We start from the raw sequence: 25,723 nt of genomic DNA on the forward strand, positions 1-25,723 counted from the left end.
TGAATGATACTCTCGATTTTTATGACTGTATTGTTGAAGATGAGTGGTGGCGAAATGGAGCAGTTTTTAGATCAGTGGTTTACTGAGTATGAAAAGGGTGAGGGAGTGGAGGCAAAGTCACTTTCGGCTCAGGTTCAATCTGAGTGGGGTATGCTTTTAGAGCAGGCCAAGCAGGGAAAACTCAATGATTGGCAGAGAACACCACCCGGGCGAATGTCACTCATTCTTTTGATGGGACCCGTTGCTCATCTGTTAGCCGATACCGATGTGCATGCTTTGCATGGCAAGGCCAGAGAGCTATGCCTGAAAGGCGTCGATCTGGGCTTTGATACACAATTGGAACCTGTTCAGCGTCGTTGCTTTTATGATCCACTCTTTTACTCGACCATAGCGGAAGATCGCCAGTTATTGATACGTTTACTCGAGGGGATGCAATCACAAGTTGAACCACCGGAAAAGCCTGTGTGGTCGAACTGGTATGCTCAGGCTTCATCCTTGAACTCCTGACATCGCTATCAATAGCAAGTTATACCGGCTGGTATAAACTTAAAAAGCTTGAGTGTATGTCGCACTCAAGCTTTTTTATTTTGCCCCGTCCCTGTAAAATGCTCATGTATGTCATGGAGGCCGTTTTCGACTCACATCTGAAGTAGCCTTCTTAATAGCTTTCTAAGAGAGCGGTTAGCCGAGGTTTCCATGGCAGTATGTTGAATAACGTCCACATTTGCCTGCCAACCAAGCTGCTCGAATTGTACCGGAACTTTACAGAGCTGTTTTTTGTTAATGGCATCTTCCGCTAAATGCAGTGGAAGCAGTGTCCAGCCAAACCCTGACTTTGCCAATTCAAGCAATACATAGTAGTTATCTGCATACCAGACATCGGGAGAGTGGGCTTGGTTAAACCAGGTGACTTTTGAGCCCTGGGAGCCGATAACCAGCTGTCTATGCAGCATAAGAATATCGACATGGGCGGCATCTGTTTGTGCCAGAACATGTTTTGGGCTCACTAACAATTCAAATTGAACCGTGCCCAAGGTTTCGAAATCGATCATTTCAGGATACACATTATCACTGAATACCAAACCGGAAGTGGCTCTCTTATCGGCCACTAATTGAATAACGTCCTGGCTCGATGCACAGAGAAACTCTAACTGAAGTTGGGGATGCTGCGCTTCTAACTGAGGCAAGAGATCGATCAGTCCGGAATAGGGGATCCCTTCATCGATAGCTAAAGTCAGCTTTAGCTCCTCATCCGACTCCAATGCTTTTACCTGTTGATCCAATCGTCTATGTTGCGCTATGACCGCTTTCGCCTGAGGCAGAAGTTTCTCTCCGGCTTTAGTTAGTTTTGGGTAACGCCCGCTTCGATCAAATAAGTACAGGTCAGTGTCTATCTCCATATTCATAATATTTTGACTGACCGCAGATTGTACTTTACCTAATTTTCTAGCCGCCGCAGAGAATGAGCCTGATTCAACGGTAGTGACGAATGAGATGAGCTGTTCAATGGTAGACATATCAGTAATTGTGATGGTATCTGATTTTTAAGTATCTTACATCTAGATGATAATGGCTTCAAGTTAAGAGATTGGAGTATTGATATGAAAACCAAAGAGAGAGTATTTCACGCAATTTTATTTGAAATAATAGCGTTGGCTATCGTGGTGCCTGCGGCCGCCATGTTCAGTGATAAAGACGCCTCTTCATTGATCGTTGTGGGAGTGGGTTTAAGTGTTTACGCCGTAGTTTGGAATTATTTTTACAATATCTGGTTTGATAAGCAATTTGGTGCAGAGCGTTCATCACGTAGCTTGTTAATGAGGTTTGGACATACACTTGGCTTCGAAGGGGGAATCATTTTTGTCACTGTGCCTCTGGTTGCATGGTTTTTAGGGATAAGTTTAACCGCTGCCTTGCTTCTTGAAGCGGCATTCTTAATATTTTTCTTTGTTTACGCGATTGTGTTTAACTGGTGCTATGACTATTTCAGAGCCCAGATGCAAATAGCATAAATCTGCGCTAATAGCCCTGAAACCGGGGGAGAGTATTCTACAGCGATGATTATTAAGTTTTTACTGCTTTAGCTTTGATAATTACGCAGACAGATATAAAATACTCTTCCTTTGTTAGTTCAGGCTACCCTTGCTGTTTCTGTTAAAATAAGTACTTAACATCGATAGAAAAGTCATGAAGACAAGTATTTAAGCTAGCTTGTTCGGATATGATATAAATCTTTTAGTTTATAGTTTTAATTATTAACTATATAAGGCTGCGGGATAGAGTGATGAAACAACTTATGCTCAGTTTTCTATTTATTGCAGGAGTGACACTTAGTTTTTCGGCATTTAGCTGGAGCGATAGCGATCATGATGGCGTTCCCGATATGAAGGACGCCTGTCCGGACACTCGCTCAGGTGCTCTGGTCGATGCCGCGGGGTGTGAGAAACAGACCGAATTTGAAAATATATGCTTAAGCACAACTGCTGGTGAAGTTTATCCTCCCAGTTGTAGTGAACTCAGTGAGTTGCCGTTGAATTTTGAGTTTGCTAAGGCTGAAGTTATGTTTTCTCAGTGGAAAACCTTGGCGAGATTAAAGCAGTTTCTGCAACGCTTTGATGTGAACCTTTGTCTTCTGGGTTATACAGACGCTATGGGAAGTTTGGACTTAAACCAAAAGTTATCGGCTCAGCGAGCCATGGCTGTAAAGCAAATTTTGGTGGAGGATTATGGCTTTAGTTCTTCGCGTTTTGTTGTAAAAGGGATGGGGAGTGAATCACCTATTGCCAGCAATGAAAAGCCCGAGGGGAGGGCCTCAAATCGACGAGTCGAGTTTGTCGTAGATTTGAACAGGTAGTTTTGAATAGATAGATTTGAATAGATAGTTGAGCTAAATAAGCGTTGAACTGTAGGCTTTTAGAATTTTGATTTAATAGATGAATGAATTTAAATCATCTATTTGAGTTTTGATATGTCCAAACTGTGTTTGGTTAATTTTTAGGGAGTTATTTAATGGAAAACTTGGAAGGTTTGATCGAGCAAGCACCAGAGCTTATCGTGGCCTATGGAATGAAAATTATTTTTGCAATTATCATCTTTCTTGTCGGTAAGTATCTGGCGGGTGTAGCTAAAAAAATATCAGATAAGCTGATGACTAAGCGAAAAATTGACCCAACAGTGGTCTCTTTCGTCTCTAATATTGCCTGGGCACTGGTATTCGCGTTCACGGTCGTTGCGACATTGGGACAGTTAGGCGTTCAAACAGCGTCTTTAGTCGCCGTAATTGGTGCCGCCGGTTTAGCCGTTGGCCTGGCGCTACAGGGTTCTCTGTCAAACTTTGCTTCTGGCGTCTTGATGGTACTGTTTCGTCCTTGTCGTGTGGGTGATTATGTGGATGCGGCCGGTATCTCTGGTACCGTCGATGAGATCACTATTTTCTCGACCAAGTTGTTAACACCGGACAATAAGCTGATTATTGCACCTAACTCAGCGATGATGGATGGAACTATTGTTAACTATTCTGCTATGGATACGCGTCGTGTCGATTTAGTGATAGGTGTGTCATACGATGCCAATTTAGCCGAAGCTAAGAAGGTATTGACCACAATCGTTGAGAATAATCAGTACGTCTTAAAAGATCCTGCTTATACGGTTGCTATCTCAGAGCTGGCCGATTCATCGGTTAACTTTGTTGTACGTCCCTGGGTTAAGGGCAGTGATTATTGGCCTGCATATTTCGAACTGCTTGAGCAGATTAAACTCGCTCTCGATGAAGCCAATATCGGTATTCCATATCCACAGATGGATCTTCATGTGAAGGAGACGCCTTCAGTGTGATCCGGTAGGATTATCGGATAAGCGTTAAGAACAAATAAATAAGGTCGGCATATGCCGACCTTATTTATGTCTGGCTTTTTGTTTGAATGCTTAAGGCTAACCTTAGTGTGACGCGCCATCATGGCCATGTTCGTATTGGTAATCAAACTTGGGCATGCCCCAGTGAAATTTAATCGCCAACATTCTGAAGCTGAAACCAAATGATAAACAGATAGCTAAGTTGATAGACTCCGCTATTTCAAGAGACTTAAGACCAACATATAGGCCCGCGGTTAGCAGTGCGACTAAGGCGTAAAGCTCTTTCTTGAAAATCAATGGTACCTGGTTACACAAGATGTCGCGGATCACGCCACCAAATACTCCGGTGACAACTCCCATTACGACAGCAACAACCGGGCTAAAACCTAACATTAAGGTTTTCTGGGCACCTATGATGGAAAATACGGCTAAGCCGAGTGCATCGATAGCCAGAAATAACTTGGACAGATAACGCATTACCGGTGCGATTAATACGGTTAATAGCGAAGCAAACGCTATGGCTATCAGGTAATGTACGTTCTCGACCCATATTAGTGGGTAGTTACCCAGTAACATGTCTCTTAGGGTTCCGCCACCTATCGCGGTGGCGCAGCCAATAATCACAACACCAAAAAGATCCATCTGTTTTTTTCCTGCGGATAGCGCTCCGGTCATCGCTTCTGCAATTATACCGATAAGCCAAAGTAGGCTGATAAATTGAACTTCTTGCATTGGAATACGCCATCGTGAGAAAAGAGCGGAGATTTTGCACTAAAATCCGTTTGTTGAATACTGACATTTTTTGCTTTTTAGCATTAGATATTTTAATGGTTTGATGGTCGAATTCCACCTTGGTTGCTTATGTATTAAGGCTTTGTGTTAATTTTGTTCCTATTAATGCTAATCTTTATATTTAGTGTGCGTTTGAAATAGCTTCTTGGGGTATAGATGGTTGAATGTTCGCCAAAACCTTGCTGATACTTTCAGGGACCTTCTCTGCTCGATTAACAGTAGCACCGAGTCAGCGGTAAGGTTAGTATGCCTAATCTCGAAATTTTTTATTAGTTGTAAAGGGGCCTTATGATAGATTTTCGTAGCGATACCGTGACCATGCCGACAGAGGCGATGCGTAAAGCGATGGCGACTGCCGAAGTTGGGGATGATGTTTATGGTGATGATCCGACAGTAAATCGTTTAGAGGCACTGGCTGCTGAAATGTATGGTTTCGATGGCGCTTTGTTTACCTCATCGGGTACACAAGCTAATTTGTTAGCCTTGATGTCACATTGTGAGCGTGGCGATGAATATATCTGTGGTCAACAGGCTCATAACTATAAATTTGAAGGCGGCGGCGCCGCGGTGCTTGGTAGCATCCAACCTCAGCCCCTGAACAATCAAGATGATGGTTCGATTTTACTGTCGGATATCAAAGGGGCAATCAAGCCCGATGACGTGCATTTTGCCAATACGCGACTGGTGAGTTTAGAAAATACTATCGGCGGTAAGGTGCTTCCCCAGAGTTATATTGCCGAGGCTCAACAGTTAGCTTTTAACCATGGGTTAAAAATTCACCTCGACGGGGCGCGAGTTGCTAATGCGGCCGTTGCTCAGAATATTGCGATTAGCGAGATCACTCAATATTTTGATTCTGTCTCTATCTGCTTATCTAAAGGCCTTTGTGCTCCGGTGGGCTCTATCCTGTTGGGTGATGAACGCTTGATAGGTAAAGCGAGACGCTGGCGTAAAATGTTAGGTGGCGGAATGCGTCAGGCCGGTATACTTGCTGCGGCAGCGAGTTTAGCGATAACGGATCAGGTTGAGCGCTTAGCCATCGATCATGATAATGCCGGTTATCTTGCAGAGCAGCTGTCTATGCTGACAGAGTTCAGAGTCGATCTCGCCCAAGTTCAGACAAATATGGTATTCGCACATGTAAATGATGGCGTAGATATAAGCTCCCTTGCCGTTAAACTAAAGCAGAGTGGGATCTTGATAAGCTCTGGTTCCACACTCAGGTTAGTGACTCATGCCGATATAAGTCGCGCCGATATTGATACCTTTATTGGTGAACTTAAGCGTTATCTGAAATAGCTTAGTCAGGCAATTTCCCCCGATGGGTTTTATATGAAAAAAGTCTGCATCGGCAGACTTTTTTATTTTCAGGTCTGTGTATCTAAAGGCCAATGTATGTCACGGCTAGTGTCTGTAACGTTTAGTGAGCATGACTGCCATGACCATCAGATAGCCGATTGCCATTACTGTCATAAAAACCTGAATTACCATGTTGGATAAATCCCTGAGTTATCATCTTAGCGATAAAAGGGTCTGATTCACTATCGCCGACATCGGCGAAATCCAGATCATTATAATCTCTGGTGAGGGCATCGAATTCGTTCTTGCTGATGTTGTTAGCGGAGATTAAGCGATAGGTTATCCGTTGCTGGCCTTGCCCTAAGGTAAGTAGATAGGGGAGCGAAAGTGATGCTATCCACTCCAGCTCTATCTCTTGTCCATCTTGTTTGCCTCGGTATTTATTCACTGTAAAACATGAACGCCCGATACTCTCAGTCGGCTCTAGTTGTGATTTGAGCTTAGGCGATACTAAGTGGAATAGTTGCTCAAGGTCATAGGTCATATTGAGAGAGCGGAGGTCGCTTGGCCGATAAGTGATTGAGCGCTGCTCCTGTGGAAAATAACGTACATATTCGCCATTTCTATCCCAGGCCTCAAACGCTATGGGGGATTTTTTGTAGATCACTCTGTTCTGGCTTTTAATGAGTCGAATATCCCTATCGCTCACCTCATCTCCCGATTGAGATTGGTCACTAAAAACGGCATATCGGGCATCTATGTTGTCAGAGGTTAAACCTTCGCACTCAAATGAAGACGCCGGCGTTTGTTGTAGCTCTTGAGCCTCCGTTGCTGAATGGGCAAGAGAGGGGAGGCTAATCGAAAACAATATCGCAGCGCTAAGTAAAGTGTACTTCATGAAAACTCCACTACTTTTTTGAAGGAAAAATAAAATCAAGGTCATCAAAAACTCATCTTTGTGACCCTGATTGACTAAACCATATCTTTAAGTGCAATGATTTAGTTTGTTAATCTCTCTGTCGATATTTACTGGGTCGCTTGTGCTTTTACCACCAGGTTTGCAGCGTGATTCATCACATGGAAGAGATGGTTTTGCTCTACCGTTCCCTGTATCAGATGTGCACCCGGGCCACTGGCGAATATCCCGACATCTTCACCGGCGTGAGTTTCACTCTCTAATGGAATGAGCGCCTCTTGATGGAAACCGGCATTAAGCGTGTCGACATAGTTCAGGTCGACTCGACCCGCCTGGATAGGGTAACCATAACGCTCATCGCCACCAGTATTCAGATCTGCAAACCCGCGTCCATTGGTATATCCAAGGGTGGTGTAGGGCAGACCGTTAGCGTCCGTCGAGTTGGTAACTACCGGCGCTCCGGCTGAGTCGTTGCCTTTAACCAGTCCGAGTATCGGGTTACCACGGGTTGGATAGCCCGCAATGGTAAATACATGGCTGTGATCGGCGGTGACCATAAGCAGGGTGTCTTTAGAGGAGGTCTTCTCCATCGCGACACGAACAGCTTCAGACAGTGCAATGGTATCGTGAAGGGCTCTGGCTGCATTACCAGCATGATGCGCATGATCGATTCGACCGGCTTCGATAATAAGCACAAAGCCTTTATCATTCTTCTTGAGAATGTCGATGGTTTTAGCCGTCATCTCGGCCAGTGACGGTTCACCCGTTACCCCTTGTGTCGTCCGGTCGTAGTCATACTCCATGTGGGATGAGTTGAACAGGCCAAGGGCATGGTCGGTTGTTGTTGGGTCTAATGCTAGAAAGCTGTCTCTGTCTTCGACGTAGGCTGCATTGGTGTATTTTGCCGTCCATTCTGCGGTGAGGTCTCGTCCATCTTTACGTTTACCAGTTTTACCTTCGCCATCGATAACGGTATTAGGAATAAAGGCGCGTCGACCTCCACCCATGACCACATTCACTCCAGTGCCATAGCTATAGTCTAATAGTTGAGCGGCAATATCTTTACAGCCGTTTGTTACCGCTTCTGCCGGCAGGTCGGCATCACTCTCCCAGTTACGCTCGGGTGAGTGAGCGTAGGTCGCGGCGGGGGTCGCGTGGGTGATTCTGGCGGTAGAGACAACCCCTGTCGATAAGCCAGCTATTGAAGCGAGTTCGAGTGAGGTCATCAGGTTCTGCCCTGAGGTCGAAGCGCAATTGCCACGAGTGACTCCCTCGGCCTGAGATATCACACCTACATCGGTTTTAACGCCTGTGACCATAGCCGTCATGGTGCCCGCAGAATCCGGCGTTTGGCCATCGACATTGTAAGTCTTAGCCAGGCCGACATGGGGAAGGGTTTCAAAAGAGAGTGAGTTTTCCTCCCCCGTATCTCCTTTTAACTGCCCTTCAAGAATACGCGCGGCGGTAACTGTGGATATCCCCATGCCATCACCAACGAACAATATAATGTTCTTCGCTGCGCCGGCCTGGTTGTTTACTAGGGTGTCGGCGGCTTTGGTTACACGGCGCTGTCCATCGATATACCACTCATTTACGGTTGTCCAGTCTTTACCGTCACTGCCGTTACTCCCATCGCTGCCATTGTTACCATCGTTGCCGTTTGCGCCATTGTCACCGTCGCTTCCACATGCCGCCAGACCTAATATGGCTGCCGTAGACAGTACGAGTATTTTCTTATTCATTTTTTTGCTCCAGGATTCTAATATTTCGTGCCGTCAAGGGATTGGGCCTGATTGATGATATGGAAAATAACATTTTGCTCGATAACGCCCTGGGCCAGATGTGAGCCCGGGCCTGTGGCATGTAAGCTGATATCTTCACCCGCATGAGTTTCACTTCCCATCGGAATAAGAGCCTGTTGCATAAAATCTTTATCTTGAGTGTCGACCGATGTTAGATCATCACGCAGCCCTATGACGGCGCCGGGACCATTGGTGTAACCTAATGTGGTGTATGGTTTGCCATCATCGGCGCTCGCCAGATTGCCATCGACATTGTGAACTAAGCCTAAGATAGGGTTTCCGCGTTTCGGGTAACCGGCAATAGTGAATACGTGACTATGATCCGCGGTAACCATGATTAAGGTCTCTTCAGGATCGGTATTGTCGAGTGCGGCCTGCACCGCGTTTGAAAGCTCAACGGTGTCAGCCAGTGCACGGCTTGCGTTACCTGCGTGGTGGGCGTGGTCTATTCGCCCCGATTCAACAATTAACAGATAGCCCTGCTCATTCTTCTTTAGAATGTCGATAGACTTAGTAGTCATCTGTGTGAGCGAGGGCTCACCGCCTGTATCATCGGCTCTGTCTGCCTCATACTCCATGTGCGAGGAGTTGAACAAGCCCAGCAGGTGATCCGTTGATTCTGTGTCTATGGCATCGAACCCGGCTTTATTCCATACATAAGCGGAATTTGTGAAGTTTTCGGTCCAGACTTTAGTCAGGTCTACGCCATCGGCTCGACGACCCGACTTATCTTCACCATCTGTAACCGTATCCGGGATGAAGTTACGACGGCCGCCGCCGAGTGCCACAGAAAGCGCATTGGCTTCATCACGCATCACAAGCTGGTATGCGATATCTTGGCACTCATTTGCAACGGCTTCAGTTGGTAGGTTGCTGTCAGCTTCCCAGTTACGTTCCGGGGTATTTGAGTAGGTGGCTGCCGGGGTAGCATGGGTAATACGTGCGGTACTAACAACACCTGTTGATAGTCCTTTCGCATTCGCAAGGTCGACGAGAGTGACAAGTTCATTCCCTCTAGATGACAAGCAGTTACCGCGTAAACTGGTATCAGAGACAGATAATACGCCCGCCTTAGACTTAACGCCTGTGGCTATCGCTGTCATGGTGCCGGCAGAGTCAGGAGTCTGCTGATTGGTGTTATAGGTTTTAACTAATGCCGTATTTGGAAAGTTCTCGAAGCTGAGAAAGTTCTCTTCACCACCTTTATTGCCTTGGACTTGTTGCCCCTGATAGATCCGGGCGGCCGTCAGGGTTGAGATCCCCATGCCATCACCAACAAAAAGAATAACGTTTTTAGCCTTCTCTTTAGTCTGTTGTTCAGTTTTTTCCGCGACCTTAAGCGCGCTGGCTTTAAACCATTCGCTGTCAGTTTGCGTCGATGGTAACAGGGCTGCATTGGCCGCCATAGTCAATAAACTGCATGAAACGAGCGCAGCTACAGTTTTCATATTAATCACTATCATCACCCTTTAATTATTGAGTTTACTTTGGGACTCGCTGGTTAACGCGATGATAGTCGGTGATTTATATGACGAGCAGAGGACACTAATGTTGAGCTTTTGTGACGCTGAAATGAGTTAAATTCGGATTCACTATTCCAATGGGGGGGTGTTTCATTAAGGTGAGGTCCTACTTAATTAATCCCTCTTTTGGTGCAATGGGTTTACTTGTGATAACTATAAGTTGTTGATAATAAACTTTAAAAAAATTGGCATTATTCATGCCGCCTATTTGTGGGTACTAGCTTTGTGTTGTCAATAGTGGGTCATGTTGAGCGTGAATTATAAGGAGAGAGACGGATGAAATATTATAGCCGAAGGTTTATTAAACCTGAGCATTTGAATCCCGCCAATGCACTTTTTGGTGGTCAACTTTTGAGTTGGATCGATGAGGAGGCGGCTATCTTTGCTGGTTGTCAGATGAAGAGTGTAAGTATCGTCACTAAGCTTATCTCTGAAATTAACTTTATGGCACCTGCTAGGCAGGGAGATGTCATCGAGTTTGGTCTGGAGTTAATCAGTGCCGGTAGCACCTCTATTGTGGTTCGATGTGAAGTGAGAAATAAGATGACCCATCTTCCTGTGGTTTGTATCAACAAGATGGTGTTTGTGAATGTCGATGAGAAAGGTGTGCCATTGGCACATGGAATACGAGCGTGTGCCGCCTAAGGGGAGACAAGAATGGGTGATTCGGCCAGGAACAAACCTGGCCGATAATTAAACTGTTAGTCTTTTTTACTCAGATCGTCGTTAACCGACTTTACGGCATCACGAGATGCATGACCTATGGCCTTGGTCGTGTCTCTTGTTGCATGACCAATTTCAGTTGTCACCTCTTTGGTGGTGTCTCCGATGATACGCCCTGTCTCTTTAAGTTCTGCACAGGCAGATAGGGTGATGAGAGTGGCGAGGATCAATGTTAGTGATAGTGATTTAGTCATGGTTACTCTTATGTGAACCGCTTATGCCAATAACTCAATAAAGTGATTGGTATGCGTGAAAAATGTTGTTGATTGTTTGTTATTTTAACCTGTTTTTCAGAAATGAAAAAGCCTCCGCTGGGAGGCTCCATGTGATAACTACAGGCTTGATTTCTGAGCTTAGTGGAGCTTCAAGTGAGGATGAATAATGCGGCTGATCCCCTTGGCAAACATCAGCAAGGTCCCTTTAAATACCCCGTGAAGTTCGATCAAATGTCTACGATACAAGGAGGTATAGACGAATCTGGCTATCTTACCTTCGACCAATACGCCTCCTCCCATGAATGACATCAAGTTACCCACGGTATGAAATTTAGACAAGTTAACCAATGAGCCCAGATCTTTATAAACGTATTCGTGACTAGGTGATTTATCTTCCAGCATCAGGCTGATGTTATCCGCTGTCATCAATGCCATCTGTCTTGCAGACTGACCTCTTGGCGGAACCCAGCTTCCGTCTTCCTGTGGGCAGGCTGCGCAATCTCCAATGGCAAAGATATGGGGATCGCGGGTTGTCTGCATATTTTTCTTAACCATAACCTGGTTGATATGGTTACTCTCAAGCTCACCAATTTCATTCAAGAAATCGGGTGCCTTAACTCCCGTTGACCAGATAACCATATCCGCAGGGATCTGTTGACCTTCGGTAGTATGTAATCCTTCGGGGGTGACTTCACTGATACGGGTACTGGTAAGCACATTGACACCAATTGCGGTAAGCTCCTTCGCTACCGAATCCGAGATCTCTCTTTTCTCTACTTTAGGTAAGATTCGCTCATCGGCTTCGACCAAGGTTATCTCTAACAGGCTGCTATCGATTTTGTAACCAAAACCGCTGAGCTGATCGACGGCGTGATGCATTTCGGCAGACATCTCAACTCCGGTGGCTCCCGCTCCAACAACTGAAATTTTTATCTTCTCATCCAGCTGATGGTGGCTCGCATAGCGCATGAATTTATTTAGTAACATGCTGCGGATCTGCATAGCCTGCTCTGTACTGTCTAAGAAGACACAGTGCTCACGAACACCCGGGATCTTGAAGTCATTGGCAATACTGCCGATGGCAATAACCAGATAGTCATAACTGATACGACGTGCCGGCAACAGTTCTTCACCGGAATCATCCATAATAGGCGCTAAGATAACCTGTTTATTATCACGATCAATATTGGTCATAGCACCTTGCTGAAAATGATAACCATGATTGGCGGCATGACCTCGATAACTGAGGGCATCGATACCGATATCCAGTGCGCCGGTGGCAACCTCATGTAGCAATGGCTTCCAGACATGGCTCTCGGCACAATCAATTAGAGTGACCCGAGCTTTCCCCTTTTTTCCAAGTTTACGACCTAGTTTTGTGGCGATCTCCATTCCACCAGCACCACCACCGACGATGACTATATTGACCATTTCTTGCATGAGTTTAATTATCCTTTAACTAATTAATAATGAAGAGGTTTAATCATACATAGGATTGGCAGATGACTCTGTTTCGTTGTTTTCCAATCACGACCAATAATGTTTTCTAATTTTTATGAACAGATTAATGGCTGAAAAAGTGTAACAGTACCTATAAAAATCGGCAATTGGATAGAAATGAGTGGTAAAGTCGTTAGATTTTACAATGTTTAGTGTTAGTTATTGATTTTTTATGGTGTTATTTTTTTACCATTAAACTTATCTGGTGCTTTTCCTGGGGGAGGGAAAGTATGAAAGTGTGATCTGTGCAGAATTTGGTCGGGCTTGAACGTGAACTGCCTCATCAATTGAGGCAGTTTCATTTTATATTAAAGGCATTTAATTGCTAAAGAGTGAAAACTTTCATCGATATTAAAGACCTGCGATCTTGTCGCTATAGTCTGCAATGAGGTGCTGCATAATCTCTTCGACTGATGTGTCTTTAGTCGCGTCATCCATAAATATCTTGAATGTAGCCAAAGCGTGACCATCGCCTCTGAGTCGACTGGTTTGCATCGCAAAGTATGCGCTTTCGGTGTCGGCTTCACGAACGACAAAACCATCAATCTCAAAAATACGGTGACCTGAACGGCCATGCCATTTAGTGATTCGGTTTAAGCCAATTTCGCAAGACTGATTGAATTCTACATGGTTTTGCCAGGTGGTTGGATGTGCAGGGTCCTTAATGTGTGGGCATCGAACTGTATAGTTGTAGACATGGGAAATTGCTGTCATATATTACCTACCTGTTTTCGGATACTGATGCCATCATAGGCATTGCTATTCAATTTGGTCAACTTTATTTGTCCTTACTCATATAAGTTTACTGTTCCAGTTAACGTAATAAGTCAGAAGTTATTCAAGCTGGTCTGACTCTTTTTTAGCATGAGTTTATTACCTATAACCTTGTGCTAGATCTCACTTTTACCACTGCTTTAAAACTTGCTTCGCTTTCGGTTAATAAAGCAACAGCTAATTGACAGTCTGTGATGTTATTTGACCAATGAGTTCCATTAGAGATGAGAATTTAAGCGTGTATGAGAAGTTGAGATTGAGCCTTATCTATCAGTAAAGCTGATGCTATCTGATTTTCCTGCTTTTGATTTTTAAAGGAGAATTCACCAGATTCAAAATCTAGAATAAAACAGGGCTATATATCTTGGCTTTTGCATCCCTCTAGAGTCGTTTACCTGCATTGGGAGCTTAAGGCTTAAGGAATAGTTGCATTAAAAGGTTTGTCACAGTTTTTGACTGTTAGTTTTATGAAATAAATTTGTAAACAGGTTTCAATAAGTCTTTTATCTGCTTATAATTTCTTGAAAATAATCTAAATTTGTAAACTCTTATCGGAGGCCTGTATGGCTGCTCAAACCGTTTCAAAATTTAAATGGGGTATTCTCTTCATCGCAGGTTTACAGCTTACGGCATGCGGTGAGGCCCCGGCACCTCGGCAAGCCATGTTGCCAAGTGTGATCGTCAATACCGCTAAAACGGAAGAGATCCAGTCAAAGACGGAGATTGTTGGACGCACAAATGCCTCAGAAGATGTCACCATAAAATCTCAAATTCAGGGGCAGTTACTTAAAAGAACGTTCGTCGAGGGTGACGATGTGGAAGCGGGGGATCTCCTGTTCGAGATCGATCCCGCTACTTACGTCGCTGAGTTAGCTCAACAAAAAGCGGTGTTAAAGCAGGCATTCGCGTCGCGTGATGTCGCCGTCATGAACTGGGAGCGTGGTAGGCGCTTGCTTCCCGACGGCATGATCAGCGCGCAGGATATGGATGAGCTCACCACGCGTAAACTCACGACAGCGGCTGGTGTTGTTCAGGCTGAAGCTGCGGTGCAAGGTGCTGAGCTGCAGTTAAGCTATACCAAGGTATATGCACCTATTTCCGGGCGTATCAGTAATGCTATGGTCAGTACCGGTGACATCATCACCCCTAACTCGGACATGGCTAACCTGGTTCAACTGCAACCTATGTGGGTTAATTTTCAGGTTGCTGAAAGAGCCTTGATTAACGCTAAGCAAAACTTTTCTAAGGCGGCCGATAGAGAGATACAGATTTCGGATATCGTTATCAGCCTGCGACTGCCAAATGGCTCTATGTTCAACGAAACGGGTTTTATCGATTTTGTCAGTAACAGAGTCGATGCGGCGACGGGCACTTTACCCATTCGAGCCACATTCAAGAATGGTGAGAAAATGATGTTGCCGGGAATGTTTGTCACGCTCGTGATTGAATCTCCGGTTAAAGAGAACGCATTGCTGATCCCACAAGCGGCGGTACAGGAAGATCAACAGGGTCGATTCGTGATGGTACTAAATGATCAAGATATGGTCGAGAAACGCATCGTTGAACTCGGCGAACGCTTCGGTATCGATTGGCGTGTGATAAGCGGATTGAATGATGGAGAGCGTATCGTCGTAGACGGTCTGCAGAAAATTCGCCCGGGTATTCAGGTGAAAGCGGTTGAGCAAGAAGTTGTGCCTTTTCAAGACACTAAATCTTCCCCGAACAATAACGCATCATAGTAGGGGATAATTATGATTAGTGAATTCTTTATTAACAGGCCTAAGTTCGCCTTTGTTATTTCTACTGTGTTGACCTTGGTTGGACTTATCTCCATTCCTATTTTATCAGTGTCTGAGTTTCCTGAAATAGCGCCACCTCAAATTAACGTGTCTACGAGTTATTCCGGTGCGAGTGCCGGTGTGGTTAAAGATACCATAGCTCAGCCACTCGAGGCTGAGGTCAATGGCGTCGAAGGTATGCTCTATATGGAGTCTAAGAGTGCCAACGATGGAAGTTACGCATTAAATGTAACATTCGAAGTGGGCACAGATGCCGATATGGCGCAGGTTAAAGTACAAAACAGAGTGCAGCAGGCGATGCCGCGTCTGCCCGAAGAGGTTAAACGTCAGGGGGTTAAAGTCGAGAAACAGAGCCCCAATATGTTGATGGTGGTGAATCTGGTTTCCCCCAACGAGACCTTCGACTCGCTGTTTATTACTAACTATGCCGGATTGAATATCAAGGATGCGCTTGCTCGTCAAAATGGTGTCTCTAAGGTTCAAGTGATCGGCTCGCTCGATTACGCAATTCGGATCTGGCTCGATCCCAATCAAATGGCAAGCTTTGGTGTGACAGCAAAAGATGTGATTGCTGCTTTGCAGGAGCAAAATATCCAAGTTGCGGCTGGACGCATCGGTGCTGCGCCTGTGGATCCAGATCAGCAGTTTCAGTACACCTTACAAACTAAAGGGCGCTTGAAAGATCCACAGGAGTTTAAGGATGTTATGATCCGAGCGAACAACGATGGTTCCAAAGTCGTTGTCAGCGATGTGGCTCGTGTCGAGTTAGGTTCTCAAACCTATGATGCACAAGGTAAGTTAAACAATAAGCCTTCGGCAATTATTGCTGTTTATCAGTCACCTGATGCTAATGCATTGGAAGTTGCCGCCGGAATTAAAACCGAGATGGCTAAGTTGTCAGAGCGTTTTCCAACGGATCTGGAATACGAAGTGCTTTATGACACGACTGAGTTCGTTGAAACTTCGATTACAGAGGTAGTACAGACCCTCTTCATCTCTATCTCGCTGGTTGTATTAGTTGTTTATATCTTCTTGCAGGATGCACGCTCGACTCTGGTTCCCGGAATTGCGATTCCGGTTTCCTTAATTGGTACCTTTGCGTTCCTGCTCTTGTTTGGCATGAGCATTAATACCGTGTCTCTGTTCGCATTGATCTTAGCCATTGGTATTGTGGTAGATGATGCGATCGTGGTGGTAGAGAACGTGACTCGTCTGATGCAGGATGAAGGTCTCTCTCCAAAGGAGGCGACATCTAAGGCGATGAAAGAGGTTACCGGCCCTATTATTGCGACCACCTTGGTGTTGCTTGCTGTTTTTGCTCCCACGGCTGTCATGCCTGGTATTACCGGACAGATGTATGCACAGTTCTCTGTGACCATCTGTATCGCTGTACTTATCTCCTCAATAAACGCACTAACCTTGAGTCCGGCGCTATGTGCCTCGTTACTCAGAGCACCTAAACAGCATGAAACAGGTTTTCATGCCTCGTTTAATAAATACTTTGAACGTTTCACCGGTAAGTACATGGGGCTCGTCTCATCATTGACCCGTAAGCTGTCTTTAGTGGTTGTGGTTTATGTCTGTTTAATTGCCGTCACGGGCGGAGTGGCAAAAATCTTACCTTCAGGCTTTGTGCCTATGGAAGATAAGAAAGCCTTTATGGTCGATATCCAACTTCCCGATGGTGCATCACTTAACCGTACAGAAGAGGTGATGAAAGAGTTAGTCGAGTTGACTCTGGCTGAACCTGGTGTTGAGAATGTGATCCACGCCAGTGGTTTCAGTATCTTAACCGGTTCAGTATCGTCCAATGGTGGCTTGATGATCGTTACCCTCTCCTCCTGGGAGGAGCGAGATACTCCAGATATGGTCGAGGCGGCTATCGTGGCTAAGCTTCAGGTCAAATATGCAGCTAACCCTTCGGTGAAAGCCATGGCGTTCTCATTGCCGCCAATTCCGGGGGTGGGTAGTGTGGGAGGATTTGAGTTTGTGCTGCAAGATACTCAAGGTCGCTCACCTCAAGAGTTGGCTTCTGTTATGCGAGCCCTGATAATGGAAGCTAATTCGCAGCCAGAAATCGCCATGGCATTTAGTAACTTCCGTGCCGATGTTCCGCAGATGTATGTGGATGTCGATAGGGATAAAGCCAAGGCGTTAGGGATCTCATTGAACGAGATATTCACAACTATGCAGACCATGCTTGGGTCTATGTATGTGAATGACTTTAACCGTTACGGTAAGGTGTTTAGAGTTATTGTGCAGGCCGAAGGTGAGTTTCGTAATTCGGATAGGGATATTTCCAGTTTCTACGTGCGCTCGGCAAGTGGTGAGATGGTGCCTCTGAGCACGCTGGTAACGGTGACGCCTATCTTAGGCCCCGATGTGATGAACTCATACAATATGTTTAGTTCGACTACCATTAACGGCTTCCCGGCGGCAGGGTTTAGCTCGGGGGACGCGATTAAGGCGATGGAGCGTGCGGCAGAGCAGAGTCTGCCTACAGGTTATAGCTATCAATGGACCGGTCAGACGTTTCAGGAGATTAAGGCGGGCAATTTAGCGCCACTTATCTTTGGTTTGGCGTTAGTGTTTACTTATCTTTTCCTGGTGGCTCAGTATGAGAGCTGGACAATTCCGTTTGCGGTAATGCTGGCGGTACCTATTGCATTACTTGGGGCCTTCCTTAATATTTGGCTGATGGGAACAGACCTGAACCTCTATGCTCAGATTGGTTTGGTGCTCTTGATTGGACTGGCTTGTAAGAATGCAATCTTGATCGTTGAATTTGCAAAACAGCTAAGAGAAGAGGGGAAGAGTATTCTCGATGCGGGTGAAACGGCTGCCAGACTGCGTTTTCGTGCGGTATTAATGACAGCCTTCTCTTTCCTGCTCGGTGTGCTTCCTCTGGTCATTGCGACTGGTGCTGGAGCGGGGAGTCGTCGTGCTCTGGGTTACTCAGTGTTCGGCGGCATGCTTGCAGCGACTATTGTTGGTACTCTGCTGGTTCCTGTGTTTTATGTGATGATGCAAAAGCTCAGAGAGCGAGTGAAAGGTGAGGCGAAAGCTTAGCAATATGAGATAAACTCAGCTCTGAAAAAGGCTCACGAATTACCGTGGGCCTTTTTGCTATATCTTAAACCTAGCCAGCTATCTATATACGGCTAAAACCCTTAATTTGGTTTATCTGAATAGTTTATGTTTACAATTCGTGAATTCGTGGTATTCTACGCATCGCTCTGTTGTTTGGAGTTATTAAAGAATCAAGTAAAGTAAACCCGCGTCAGATCTTCGAAAGTTTTTGTCCGTAGTGTTTCCCTTAGCTTCATCGTAATAATTCAACTTCTCAGCACTTCGCATTTCCGCGATATTTTTTAATGAATTTATAAGGGGCAATACATGTCTAATTCAACTACTGGTACAGTAAAATGGTTTAACGAAGAGAAAGGTTTCGGATTTATTTCTCAAGAAAATGGCGGTGATGATGTATTCGTTCATTTCCGTGCTATCGCTTCAGATGGTTTCAAGACTCTTGCAGAAGGTCAGAAAGTATCTTTTGAAGTTGAGCAAGGCCAAAAAGGTCTTCAAGCTGCGAACGTAGTAGCTATCTAATCTGGAATTTATCCAGATCATAATTAAAGGCTGCCTTCGGGTGGCCTTTTTTGTGCCTGTCGATTACCGTTTATCCCTCTCTGCTTCACTCTATATCAGACCCTAGTGTACGCTAAGTTTTTGCTCTCCATAAAGCCATTCCACTGATTTTGGGTGTGAGCTAAGCTTTGCTCTTCGATATGGGTTATGACTGGCTACTTCTGCATTGAATTACTTCGGGGGGATTACCCTTCAAAAGGGGGCGCCATTCCCTCATCCATTCGCCTTGAATTAGTTTGCCAAACAAACTCTGAGTAGATTACTTTCTTATACCGATAAGAGATAAACCGATAGGGATAGAGGTGGATATGAAAAAGGCCCGTTCACTCATATAGAGTAAACAGGCCTTCTAGCTTGCTGATTCTTTGCAGGGAAAAAGCTAACTGATGACAAGATATAACACTTGTATCATTGTGTGTTAGCTGTTTATCTCGAAATTTAGAGTTAGATCGCTAGTTATCTCATCATTTGTCCATTTTGTTGGTGTATTTGATGGTTATAACAATCGGTATAAAGGTGTGATCGCTCAGCGAGAATTTAGCGCTTCTGAGGCAAGGTTATTAATTGCTCCTGCATGAATGACATTTGCAACATCCATGTTGCTCGCAACGAGTGAAGAACATAGTTATTCTACGTTTAAGCTCGTTAACACGGCATCGGATGCGCTAAGACTCGCCTTTCAGGAGTGTTTTTGGCTGCCTACTTCTGCGTTGAATGACTTCAGAAGGGAGCACCATTCCCTCATCCATTCGCCTTGAATTAGTTTGCCAAAAACAACTCTGAGTAGATCACTTTCTTATACCGATTGGTATTATTGCCTAAGTGATGGGGGAGTCGGGCAAAAGAAAAGGCCCATTACTAATGAAATGGGCCTTTAGGTTACGCTCTCAAGTGCAGGGAGAAAACGAAACGACTTTATTTGCGCCTATTTTATCGGCGCAAAGAGTATTTTTACAAAGCGTTAGTAAAGATCTGACAGATCTCTTCATGTGTCGCTTGCTTAGGGTTTGTAAAACCACATGCATCTTTAAGAGCGTTATCGGCGAGTGTTGGAATATCTTCCGCTTTCACGCCTAGCTTAGTGAGGTTTTCAGGGATCTTCACAGCCACAGAAAGTGCTTTGATAGCATCGATTGCTGCTTTAGCGCCTTGAGTATCATCCATAGCAGTTACGTCAACACCCATAGCTTTAGCGACATCTTTCAAACGTGGTGCAGCGACTTGTGCGTTGTACTCTTGAACGTGTGGAAGTAATAGCGCATTACATACACCGTGCGGAAGGTCATAGAAACCACCGAGTTGGTGTGCCATTGCATGAACATAACCAAGGCTGGCGTTATTGAATGCCATACCCGCGAGGAATTGCGCGTAAGCCATCTGATCACGTGCATCGATACTCTGACCATTATCAACGGCTTCAACTAGGTTAGCTTTGATAAGCTCGATAGCCTTGATCGCACAGGCGTCTGTGATTGGGTTCGCTGCGATAGAAACATAAGCTTCAACTGCGTGAGTCAGTGCATCCATACCCGTAGCAGCCGTTAGGCCAGCTGGTTTTGCTAACATCAACTCAGGATCGTTGACAGATAGAATAGGGGTTGTGTGCTTATCGACAATGGCCATCTTAATATGACGAGCTTCGTCGGTGATGATACAGAAACGTGTCATCTCACTCGCTGTACCCGCTGTCGTGTTGATCGCAACAAGTGGCAGTTGAGGCTTAGTAGAAACATCAAGACCTTCATAATCTTTGATGCTGCCTCCGTTCGTTGCCACTAAGGCGATACCTTTAGCGCAATCATGAGGTGAACCACCACCCAGAGAGACAACAAAGTCACAGTCATTGGCTTTGAGTAACTCAAGACCAGCCTCAACGTTACCCGAAGTTGGATTTGGCTGAACGCCATCGAAGATTGTGACTTCGATGCCGGCACTGCCTAGCTTATCTGCAACTTGTCCAACGAGACCAATTTCGACCAGTGGTTTATCGGTAACAATTAATGCTCTTTTGAAGCCTAATGTTTTGATGTCTCCGATAGCTTCGTCAACTGCGTTTTGTCCTAACACGTTGACCGACGGTATGAAAAATTTAGCAGCCATAAATTCACCTTTATGCTTAAAGTTTAAAGTTTTAATATTCTGGTAACTAAAGTACCAATCCTGATTTACCAAAGGTGTGACCTGGCTCTAAAAAGTCGCGCTAATAGTATGGAAGTTGGTCCAAAGTTAGATCTGTATTGCTAAATCTGTAAATTTATGACCAATGTGGCGGAATTAACTGTCTTAATTATGAAAAGTAGAACCACGTCTATATTAAACTTCTATCTTATCCATAGGTTAGCGGGAAACAGTGGCTGTTTTCTTGTTGCCAGCATAAAAACTATGACTTCTGGGTATGAAGCTTCTGTTTCATCTAAATCTTATCTTTAAAAAGAATGGTCTATACTTTTTTTACCGCTAGTAATCCCGGGAAAGAATTATGCGAAACCATTTAATCGCAAATTTAATCATTATAATAATTTGTGTAGGAGCTTTTAGTACAAGAGCTGTTGGGGCCGATACAACACTCGAATCATTGAAGCTGCAAATAGAGCGACTCCAAAAACAGGTCGAACAGTTAGAGAAAGCTCAACTCCAAGCGCAACAACAAGACCAAGTCATGGCTGTCCCGGCTATCGAGTCTGTGCCGGATAAGCTAACCAGTGACGTCCCCAAGAAAACCAACAATACAGTTAGTGCTTACGCGACCATGAGACCGACCTTTGGTTACCTCGATGAGGATGGTGACACGTTTTATGATGTTCGCGATGCACTGTCTCGTGCGGGGATCAGAGCAACCAATGAGTTTATGCCTGGATGGACAGCCGAATTACATGGCGAATGGAGCATAGACATGGCAAATAGTGGTGATTTTGGTAAAGCCAGAAAGGCATACGGTGCTGTAGCCAGCCCCTATGGCAGAGTGGGTATAGGTAAAGATAGACCCCCGCAATACCAGCTGATCGCCGAATATGTGGATATCTTCAATCATGCCAATAGTCCGTTTGCCTATGATGCCGAGAGCGTCTTCTTCGTCGATAATATGCTTACCTACCGTTTACAAACCGGTAAGTTTAGCTGGCTTGCGGCTGGACAATTTGATGGAGGGAGTGGTAGCGATGATGCCGATCTGGTTAATCTTGGGGTAGGTTTCGATCATGGTGAGTTTCATGGGGCTATCAGCTACCTGGTTGAGGATAGTCTGGATTCTGAGTTGATCACCGGTGAGGATGAAGTGTGGGCAGCTTCTCTTGCCCATGGTTTTTCTAATGGCCTGTATTTAGCCGCAGCTTATCAGGAGCGAACTTACAAAAGGGATCAAATATCTCAAGACCGTGATGGCCATACCATTGACTTGGCGGCGGCTTATCCATTGGGTGAGCAGTTTAAGGTTAAGTTAGGATACTTCGAATTTGATGATGGCTATGGGCAATTGATTAGTCGGAAGTTCGATGGCTACAACACCACGCTGGAATGGTTGCCGGACGAAAATTTACGCTTCCATATCGAGTATCTGTATCGTGATATGGACTACTTCGATGACTTCTCATCTTGGGTGGTTGGCTTCAGGTATGACTTTTCTAAAGAGTGGCGTTTTTAATTTAGAGATTTAGAGATTTAACATAGTGTAATAAAGCAGCGGGAAGCAATGAAATGAGCTTCCCGCTGCAGGAGATTGAGGTCATATCCAACTAAAGCCACATCTCACACTTATGATTTTCATCCACAAACACCCGCTCAGCCACTTTAATAGACCTGCACTGGTCCTGTGAAAAGTGCAGCTCTCATCCTCTGTGGCTGTCTTTAAAGGAACGATAGGAACCTATATTGAAATATCCACAGGTTCCAGTTATTAATACCAATTGGTATTAATAATGTCCGCTCGATTGTCTGCCCGAGCTAATGGATGGTTTGATGGCTGAATCTAAGATGTTTGGCATCTTTGATCAGTCGAACGAAATCTTTCCGCTCCATATGGATAAAGCTACTGTGATCACCCGCCTCCAAATACAGCTCATTAGACTCCACTAGTAGATCATCGTAAACGGCGTCCATATTGTAGACATCACCGATAGGTGGTATCGCGCCATGTTCACAGTCATTGAACATCCGATAGACGGCTTGCTCTTTTATCAGGTGGAAATCTCGATTAAGTTTTTCGCTGAGTGCCCCTAAGTTGATCTTATGATCGGCTGGGAGGACAGCCATCATTTTTCGTCCCTCATGGTCTTCCAGAATTACGGCTTTCGCCACTTGTGCCGGAGAGATATGAGCGGCAATCGCAGAACTCAGAGAGTTAAAGCTATGGGGATGAGCCACGAGGTTATAGTTGACCTCGTTATCGCTAAGATAATCATTCAAACGTGTCGAAATAGTCATGATGTTACCTCAAAAAGACAATATGACCTTTCAATTATAGCTGCTCTATTTCAACTCTACTCTCTATTGCTCTTTATATCGGGGGGGAATACCAATCGGTATAAGTGTTTTCCATTTCTGCACAATCTCTTTACTACAAGAGTCTTCACTACAACAGCAGAGCGTCATCAATTTCATGGTATTGACATGCCGAGTCGATGAGTGACTTTGCTGTTAGCGTTGGGACGCCATAGACTTGGGTATCGATGCCATACTTTTGATGAATTTTTAGCATAAGGAGACCGAAATCACCGTCACCAGAGAGCAGAATAATGCTATCGACTTCGCTTGCTGCCTCCATGATATCTATGGTAATACCAACATCCCAGTCACCTTTAGCACTACCATCACTTCTCTGAATAAAGGGCTTTAGCTTAACATCGAAGCCGATATGTTTGAGTGCATCCTGGAATTTTAACTGGCCATCATCACCGCGATGAATCGCATAGGCCGTTGCTGAAGATATCTCCCCCTCATGATTAATGTGTTGCCATAGTTTTCTATAGTTGAATTGTCGACCGTAGGCTTGTCGGCAGGTGTAATAGATATTTTGAACATCGACAAATATGGCAATCTTTTTAGGCGTCATAAGGTCTCTGGAGCTGAAAGTGAAGTCGGCTTATCTTTCTACTTCATTATGCTTATAATGACAAGGCAAGCCTGAATTTAAACAAGCCAATAACATTTTTAGGCTAAAAAATTAGATATATCTGCTATTGTGCGAATGGCCCTGTGCGACCCGTGCAAATAGTTCTATCTGTGCCAATGGTAAGGTCATGGATTGCAATTTAGGGATTAGAATAGGCCATGAAGATAATAATAAGAAAAAGGAAATGGAATTGAACAGAGAAGAGCGCTACCTCAGTGATGCAAAAGCCTTTTATTCTGAGAAGAAATTCTCATCGGCCGGTATGTACGCAAGAAAGGTGCTTCGCCGTAACCCGGAGCAATGTGATGCATTGATTATTCTGGCCCGCCTTGCGCTAAAAAATAACGATCTTAAAGAAGCGCTCAGAATATTCTCCCTTATCAAAACGCTCGCTCCGAACTCTTTTGAGGCCATTTCGGGACTAGTCTTTATCGCCGAGAAGCGAGAAGACTTTTTTGCTGCATATCGATATCTGGTCACTCTCGTCGAACTTATGCCTGAAAATCACGAAAATTGGTTTAAGCTTGGTATCATGGCTAGCAAGATAGGTTTAATGGATGAGGCTGAAGAAGCATTCAATTTCTGTCATAACAAGAGATCAGTTGAGCCTTCGGTATTACTTAACTTAGGTCATGTTTACAAAGCTAAAGGCGATACCGCAAAAGCCGCAGAGTTTTACCACAACTACATAAAGGCGGGTCCTGACCATCAGGCTGTAGGTTATTGGAGCCTTGCCGATCTTAAAAATTATTCATTTACCGATACTGACGCAAAGTCACTAAAAACTAACCTGGAATCAAGCCAATATTCGAATGCCAGTCGTTCACTCTTTCTGTTTGCTCAGAGTCGTATTTTCGAGCAAAAGCATGATTATGAGCAGTCATTCAATTCAGTAAGTGAAGCTAACCGACTGATGCAGGGGTTACGTCCATTTAAAGCCGCTCCTTTTAGTCACATCATCGATTCTCTGCTCGAATGCACTCCAGTTAAAAAAGATAAGAGTCAGTCGTGCGCTACTCAACAAACGCCAATATTTATTGTTGGCATGCCGAGATCGGGTACTACGCTTACCGAACAGATTTTAGCTAGCCACTCGCTGGTCGAGGCTACCGATGAGCTGCCTTACATGGAACGCTTGGCTTTAGAGTTAGACATGTCTGGCGGGTATGCTAAATGGCTGGCAAGGTTAACTGATGAGAAGCTTGATAGTTTAAGGCGGCAGTATTTAAGTCAAGTCTCACAATACTTTGAAAGTACCCCTGAGTATTTTATCGATAAAAATCCAAATAATTTTTTGCATATCGGCTTAATTAAAACTCTGTTTCCCGATGCCAAGATCGTCAATGTCATTCGGGATGCTAATGATAATGCCATGGGGGTGTTTAAGCAGCACTTTAGTCGTGGACACGACTACTCTTACTCACTCGATAATATTGTCGTGTATTGGAAGCGCTATGTGGATTTGATGAGACATTGGACTGACTTGTATGGCGAGGATATTTATCATCTCAGCTTTGAAAAGTTAGTTCATTCTCCCGATGACGAGATAGCTAAGCTACTCAATTACTGTGGGTTATCGTTTGAGGATCAATGTTTAACTTTTTATAAATCAAAAAGAACGGTGTTAACCCCAAGTGCGAGCCAAGTCAGGCAGCCTATGAATACTAAAGCGATTGGACAGAGCCAAAAGTATCAGGCTTATATGCCGAGCAGTTATCAGCAACTTGCGGGGATTGCTGAAAAGGTAAAATCTGAATTTTTATCCTAAATTAA

Annotated in this window: 22 protein-coding genes; 11 read left to right on the forward strand and 11 right to left on the reverse strand. The window is 44.7% G+C overall.

From position 1 onward, the window contains the following. Positions 1–3: 3 nt before the first annotated feature. Positions 4–507 carry a DUF924 family protein gene (locus tag SSED_RS06380; RefSeq protein WP_012141588.1) on the forward strand — a complete coding sequence of 168 codons (504 nt, stop codon included), beginning with the start codon at positions 4–6 and terminating at the stop codon, positions 505–507. Between the two features lie 131 nt (positions 508–638). Here the strand turns inward: SSED_RS06380 and SSED_RS06385 are convergent, their stop codons facing one another. Beyond that, a complete protein-coding gene (locus SSED_RS06385) occupies positions 639–1,517 on the reverse strand; it encodes a LysR family transcriptional regulator (protein WP_012141589.1) in 879 nt (292 codons plus the stop codon). 84 nt (positions 1,518–1,601) lie between these two features. On the opposite strand from SSED_RS06385, the gene SSED_RS06390 reads away from it, so the two are divergent. The 3 genes from SSED_RS06390 to SSED_RS06400 all read left to right on the forward strand — a co-directional run bounded on the left by SSED_RS06390 (position 1,602) and on the right by SSED_RS06400 (position 3,834). After that, on the forward strand, positions 1,602–2,012 hold the full coding sequence (locus SSED_RS06390; RefSeq protein WP_012141590.1) for a PACE efflux transporter: 411 nt from the start codon (positions 1,602–1,604) through the stop codon (positions 2,010–2,012). Between the two features lie 272 nt (positions 2,013–2,284). Further along, the gene (locus SSED_RS06395; protein WP_012141591.1) at positions 2,285–2,854 is read left to right on the forward strand and encodes an OmpA family protein; all 570 of its coding nucleotides are present in this window, start codon (positions 2,285–2,287) and stop codon (positions 2,852–2,854) included. 155 nt (positions 2,855–3,009) lie between these two features. Further along, a complete protein-coding gene (locus SSED_RS06400) occupies positions 3,010–3,834 on the forward strand; it encodes a mechanosensitive ion channel family protein (protein ID WP_012141592.1) in 825 nt (274 codons plus the stop codon). Between the two features lie 102 nt (positions 3,835–3,936). On the opposite strand, the gene SSED_RS06405 is transcribed toward SSED_RS06400, so the two are convergent. After that, positions 3,937–4,584: a trimeric intracellular cation channel family protein gene (locus SSED_RS06405; protein WP_012141593.1), complete on the reverse strand. Its 648-nt coding sequence runs from the start codon at positions 4,582–4,584 to the stop codon at positions 3,937–3,939. Between the two features lie 348 nt (positions 4,585–4,932). Here SSED_RS06405 and ltaE point away from each other — a divergent pair, with 348 nt between their 5' ends. Further along, a complete protein-coding gene (gene ltaE, locus SSED_RS06410) occupies positions 4,933–5,943 on the forward strand; it encodes a low-specificity L-threonine aldolase (RefSeq protein ID WP_012141594.1) in 1,011 nt (336 codons plus the stop codon). A gap of 121 nt (positions 5,944–6,064) precedes the next feature. Here the strand turns inward: ltaE and SSED_RS06415 are convergent, their stop codons facing one another. The 3 genes from SSED_RS06415 to SSED_RS06425 all read right to left on the reverse strand — a co-directional run bounded on the left by SSED_RS06415 (position 6,065) and on the right by SSED_RS06425 (position 10,124). Beyond that, on the reverse strand, positions 6,065–6,841 hold the full coding sequence (locus SSED_RS06415) for a hypothetical protein (protein ID WP_012141595.1): 777 nt from the start codon (positions 6,839–6,841) through the stop codon (positions 6,065–6,067). Between the two features lie 128 nt (positions 6,842–6,969). Next, positions 6,970–8,601, reverse strand: coding sequence for an alkaline phosphatase (locus SSED_RS06420; RefSeq protein ID WP_012141596.1), 1,632 nt, complete (start codon positions 8,599–8,601; stop codon positions 6,970–6,972). Between the two features lie 17 nt (positions 8,602–8,618). Beyond that, positions 8,619–10,124, reverse strand: a complete 1,506-nt coding sequence (locus tag SSED_RS06425; protein WP_041421567.1) for an alkaline phosphatase — start codon at positions 10,122–10,124, stop codon at positions 8,619–8,621. A gap of 336 nt (positions 10,125–10,460) precedes the next feature. Between SSED_RS06425 and SSED_RS06430 the strand changes: the two genes are divergently transcribed. Next, entirely contained in the window at positions 10,461–10,829 is a 369-nt protein-coding gene (locus SSED_RS06430; RefSeq protein WP_012141598.1) for an acyl-CoA thioesterase, read from the forward strand. A gap of 56 nt (positions 10,830–10,885) precedes the next feature. On the opposite strand, the gene SSED_RS06435 is transcribed toward SSED_RS06430, so the two are convergent. The 3 genes from SSED_RS06435 to SSED_RS06445 form a co-directional block, all read right to left on the reverse strand. Then, positions 10,886–11,101 (reverse strand): hypothetical protein, encoded by a 216-nt coding sequence (locus tag SSED_RS06435; protein WP_012141599.1) that lies wholly within the window; start codon positions 11,099–11,101, stop codon positions 10,886–10,888. A 159-nt stretch (positions 11,102–11,260) separates the two neighbouring features. Next, complete coding sequence (locus tag SSED_RS06440) at positions 11,261–12,562, reverse strand: NAD(P)/FAD-dependent oxidoreductase (protein WP_012141600.1); 1,302 nt, start codon at positions 12,560–12,562, stop codon at positions 11,261–11,263. A 411-nt stretch (positions 12,563–12,973) separates the two neighbouring features. Then, positions 12,974–13,336, reverse strand: a complete 363-nt coding sequence (locus SSED_RS06445) for a hypothetical protein (RefSeq protein WP_012141601.1) — start codon at positions 13,334–13,336, stop codon at positions 12,974–12,976. A 623-nt stretch (positions 13,337–13,959) separates the two neighbouring features. Here SSED_RS06445 and SSED_RS06450 point away from each other — a divergent pair. The 3 genes from SSED_RS06450 to cspE all read left to right on the forward strand — a co-directional run bounded on the left by SSED_RS06450 (position 13,960) and on the right by cspE (position 18,804). After that, the gene (locus tag SSED_RS06450) at positions 13,960–15,135 is read left to right on the forward strand and encodes an efflux RND transporter periplasmic adaptor subunit (protein ID WP_012141602.1); all 1,176 of its coding nucleotides are present in this window, start codon (positions 13,960–13,962) and stop codon (positions 15,133–15,135) included. A 12-nt stretch (positions 15,136–15,147) separates the two neighbouring features. Continuing rightward, positions 15,148–18,264, forward strand: a complete 3,117-nt coding sequence (locus SSED_RS06455; RefSeq protein ID WP_012141603.1) for an efflux RND transporter permease subunit — start codon at positions 15,148–15,150, stop codon at positions 18,262–18,264. Between the two features lie 327 nt (positions 18,265–18,591). Beyond that, positions 18,592–18,804, forward strand: coding sequence for a transcription antiterminator/RNA stability regulator CspE (cspE, locus tag SSED_RS06460; RefSeq protein ID WP_012141604.1), 213 nt, complete (start codon positions 18,592–18,594; stop codon positions 18,802–18,804). Between the two features lie 990 nt (positions 18,805–19,794). On the opposite strand, the gene yiaY is transcribed toward cspE, so the two are convergent. Beyond that, positions 19,795–20,943 (reverse strand): L-threonine dehydrogenase, encoded by a 1,149-nt coding sequence (gene yiaY, locus SSED_RS06465; protein WP_012141605.1) that lies wholly within the window; start codon positions 20,941–20,943, stop codon positions 19,795–19,797. Between the two features lie 379 nt (positions 20,944–21,322). Between yiaY and SSED_RS06470 the strand changes: the two genes are divergently transcribed. Beyond that, entirely contained in the window at positions 21,323–22,483 is a 1,161-nt protein-coding gene (locus SSED_RS06470) for a porin (RefSeq protein WP_012141606.1), read from the forward strand. A gap of 299 nt (positions 22,484–22,782) precedes the next feature. Here SSED_RS06470 and SSED_RS06475 read toward each other — a convergent pair whose 3' ends face one another. Both SSED_RS06475 and SSED_RS06480 read right to left on the reverse strand, forming a co-directional pair. After that, positions 22,783–23,262 (reverse strand): YbaK/EbsC family protein, encoded by a 480-nt coding sequence (locus SSED_RS06475; protein ID WP_012141607.1) that lies wholly within the window; start codon positions 23,260–23,262, stop codon positions 22,783–22,785. Positions 23,263–23,410: 148 nt separating this feature from the next. Further along, complete coding sequence (locus tag SSED_RS06480; protein WP_012141608.1) at positions 23,411–23,890, reverse strand: LabA-like NYN domain-containing protein; 480 nt, start codon at positions 23,888–23,890, stop codon at positions 23,411–23,413. Between the two features lie 244 nt (positions 23,891–24,134). Between SSED_RS06480 and SSED_RS06485 the strand changes: the two genes are divergently transcribed. Continuing rightward, a complete protein-coding gene (locus SSED_RS06485; RefSeq protein ID WP_223295951.1) occupies positions 24,135–25,718 on the forward strand; it encodes a tetratricopeptide repeat-containing sulfotransferase family protein in 1,584 nt (527 codons plus the stop codon). Positions 25,719–25,723: the final 5 nt, after the last annotated feature.

The sequence above is a fragment of the Shewanella sediminis HAW-EB3 genome (assembly GCF_000018025.1).
GTDB lineage: Bacteria > Pseudomonadota > Gammaproteobacteria > Enterobacterales > Shewanellaceae > Shewanella > Shewanella sediminis.

Excerpts from the sequence above, each read along its gene's own strand:
- SSED_RS06430 (WP_012141598.1), top strand. The coding sequence starts at position 10,461 with ATGAAATATTATAGCCGAAGGTTTATTAAACCTGAGCATTTGAATCCC.
- SSED_RS06380 (WP_012141588.1), top strand. The coding sequence starts at position 4 with ATGATACTCTCGATTTTTATGACTGTATTGTTGAAGATGAGTGGTGGC.
- SSED_RS06435 (WP_012141599.1), bottom strand. The coding sequence starts at position 11,101 with ATGACTAAATCACTATCACTAACATTGATCCTCGCCACTCTCATCACC.
- yiaY (WP_012141605.1), bottom strand. The coding sequence starts at position 20,943 with ATGGCTGCTAAATTTTTCATACCGTCGGTCAACGTGTTAGGACAAAAC.
- SSED_RS06395 (WP_012141591.1), top strand. The coding sequence starts at position 2,285 with ATGAAACAACTTATGCTCAGTTTTCTATTTATTGCAGGAGTGACACTT.
- ltaE (WP_012141594.1), top strand. The coding sequence starts at position 4,933 with ATGATAGATTTTCGTAGCGATACCGTGACCATGCCGACAGAGGCGATG.
- SSED_RS06445 (WP_012141601.1), bottom strand. The coding sequence starts at position 13,336 with ATGACAGCAATTTCCCATGTCTACAACTATACAGTTCGATGCCCACAC.
- SSED_RS06480 (WP_012141608.1), bottom strand. The coding sequence starts at position 23,890 with ATGACGCCTAAAAAGATTGCCATATTTGTCGATGTTCAAAATATCTAT.
- SSED_RS06425 (WP_041421567.1), bottom strand. The coding sequence starts at position 10,124 with ATGATAGTGATTAATATGAAAACTGTAGCTGCGCTCGTTTCATGCAGT.
- SSED_RS06385 (WP_012141589.1), bottom strand. The coding sequence starts at position 1,517 with ATGTCTACCATTGAACAGCTCATCTCATTCGTCACTACCGTTGAATCA.
- SSED_RS06485 (WP_223295951.1), top strand. The coding sequence starts at position 24,135 with ATGGAATTGAACAGAGAAGAGCGCTACCTCAGTGATGCAAAAGCCTTT.
- SSED_RS06475 (WP_012141607.1), bottom strand. The coding sequence starts at position 23,262 with ATGACTATTTCGACACGTTTGAATGATTATCTTAGCGATAACGAGGTC.
- SSED_RS06400 (WP_012141592.1), top strand. The coding sequence starts at position 3,010 with ATGGAAAACTTGGAAGGTTTGATCGAGCAAGCACCAGAGCTTATCGTG.
- SSED_RS06420 (WP_012141596.1), bottom strand. The coding sequence starts at position 8,601 with ATGAATAAGAAAATACTCGTACTGTCTACGGCAGCCATATTAGGTCTG.
- SSED_RS06470 (WP_012141606.1), top strand. The coding sequence starts at position 21,323 with ATGCGAAACCATTTAATCGCAAATTTAATCATTATAATAATTTGTGTA.
- SSED_RS06455 (WP_012141603.1), top strand. The coding sequence starts at position 15,148 with ATGATTAGTGAATTCTTTATTAACAGGCCTAAGTTCGCCTTTGTTATT.
- SSED_RS06390 (WP_012141590.1), top strand. The coding sequence starts at position 1,602 with ATGAAAACCAAAGAGAGAGTATTTCACGCAATTTTATTTGAAATAATA.
- SSED_RS06440 (WP_012141600.1), bottom strand. The coding sequence starts at position 12,562 with ATGCAAGAAATGGTCAATATAGTCATCGTCGGTGGTGGTGCTGGTGGA.
- SSED_RS06415 (WP_012141595.1), bottom strand. The coding sequence starts at position 6,841 with ATGAAGTACACTTTACTTAGCGCTGCGATATTGTTTTCGATTAGCCTC.
- SSED_RS06405 (WP_012141593.1), bottom strand. The coding sequence starts at position 4,584 with ATGCAAGAAGTTCAATTTATCAGCCTACTTTGGCTTATCGGTATAATT.
- SSED_RS06450 (WP_012141602.1), top strand. The coding sequence starts at position 13,960 with ATGGCTGCTCAAACCGTTTCAAAATTTAAATGGGGTATTCTCTTCATC.
- cspE (WP_012141604.1), top strand. The coding sequence starts at position 18,592 with ATGTCTAATTCAACTACTGGTACAGTAAAATGGTTTAACGAAGAGAAA.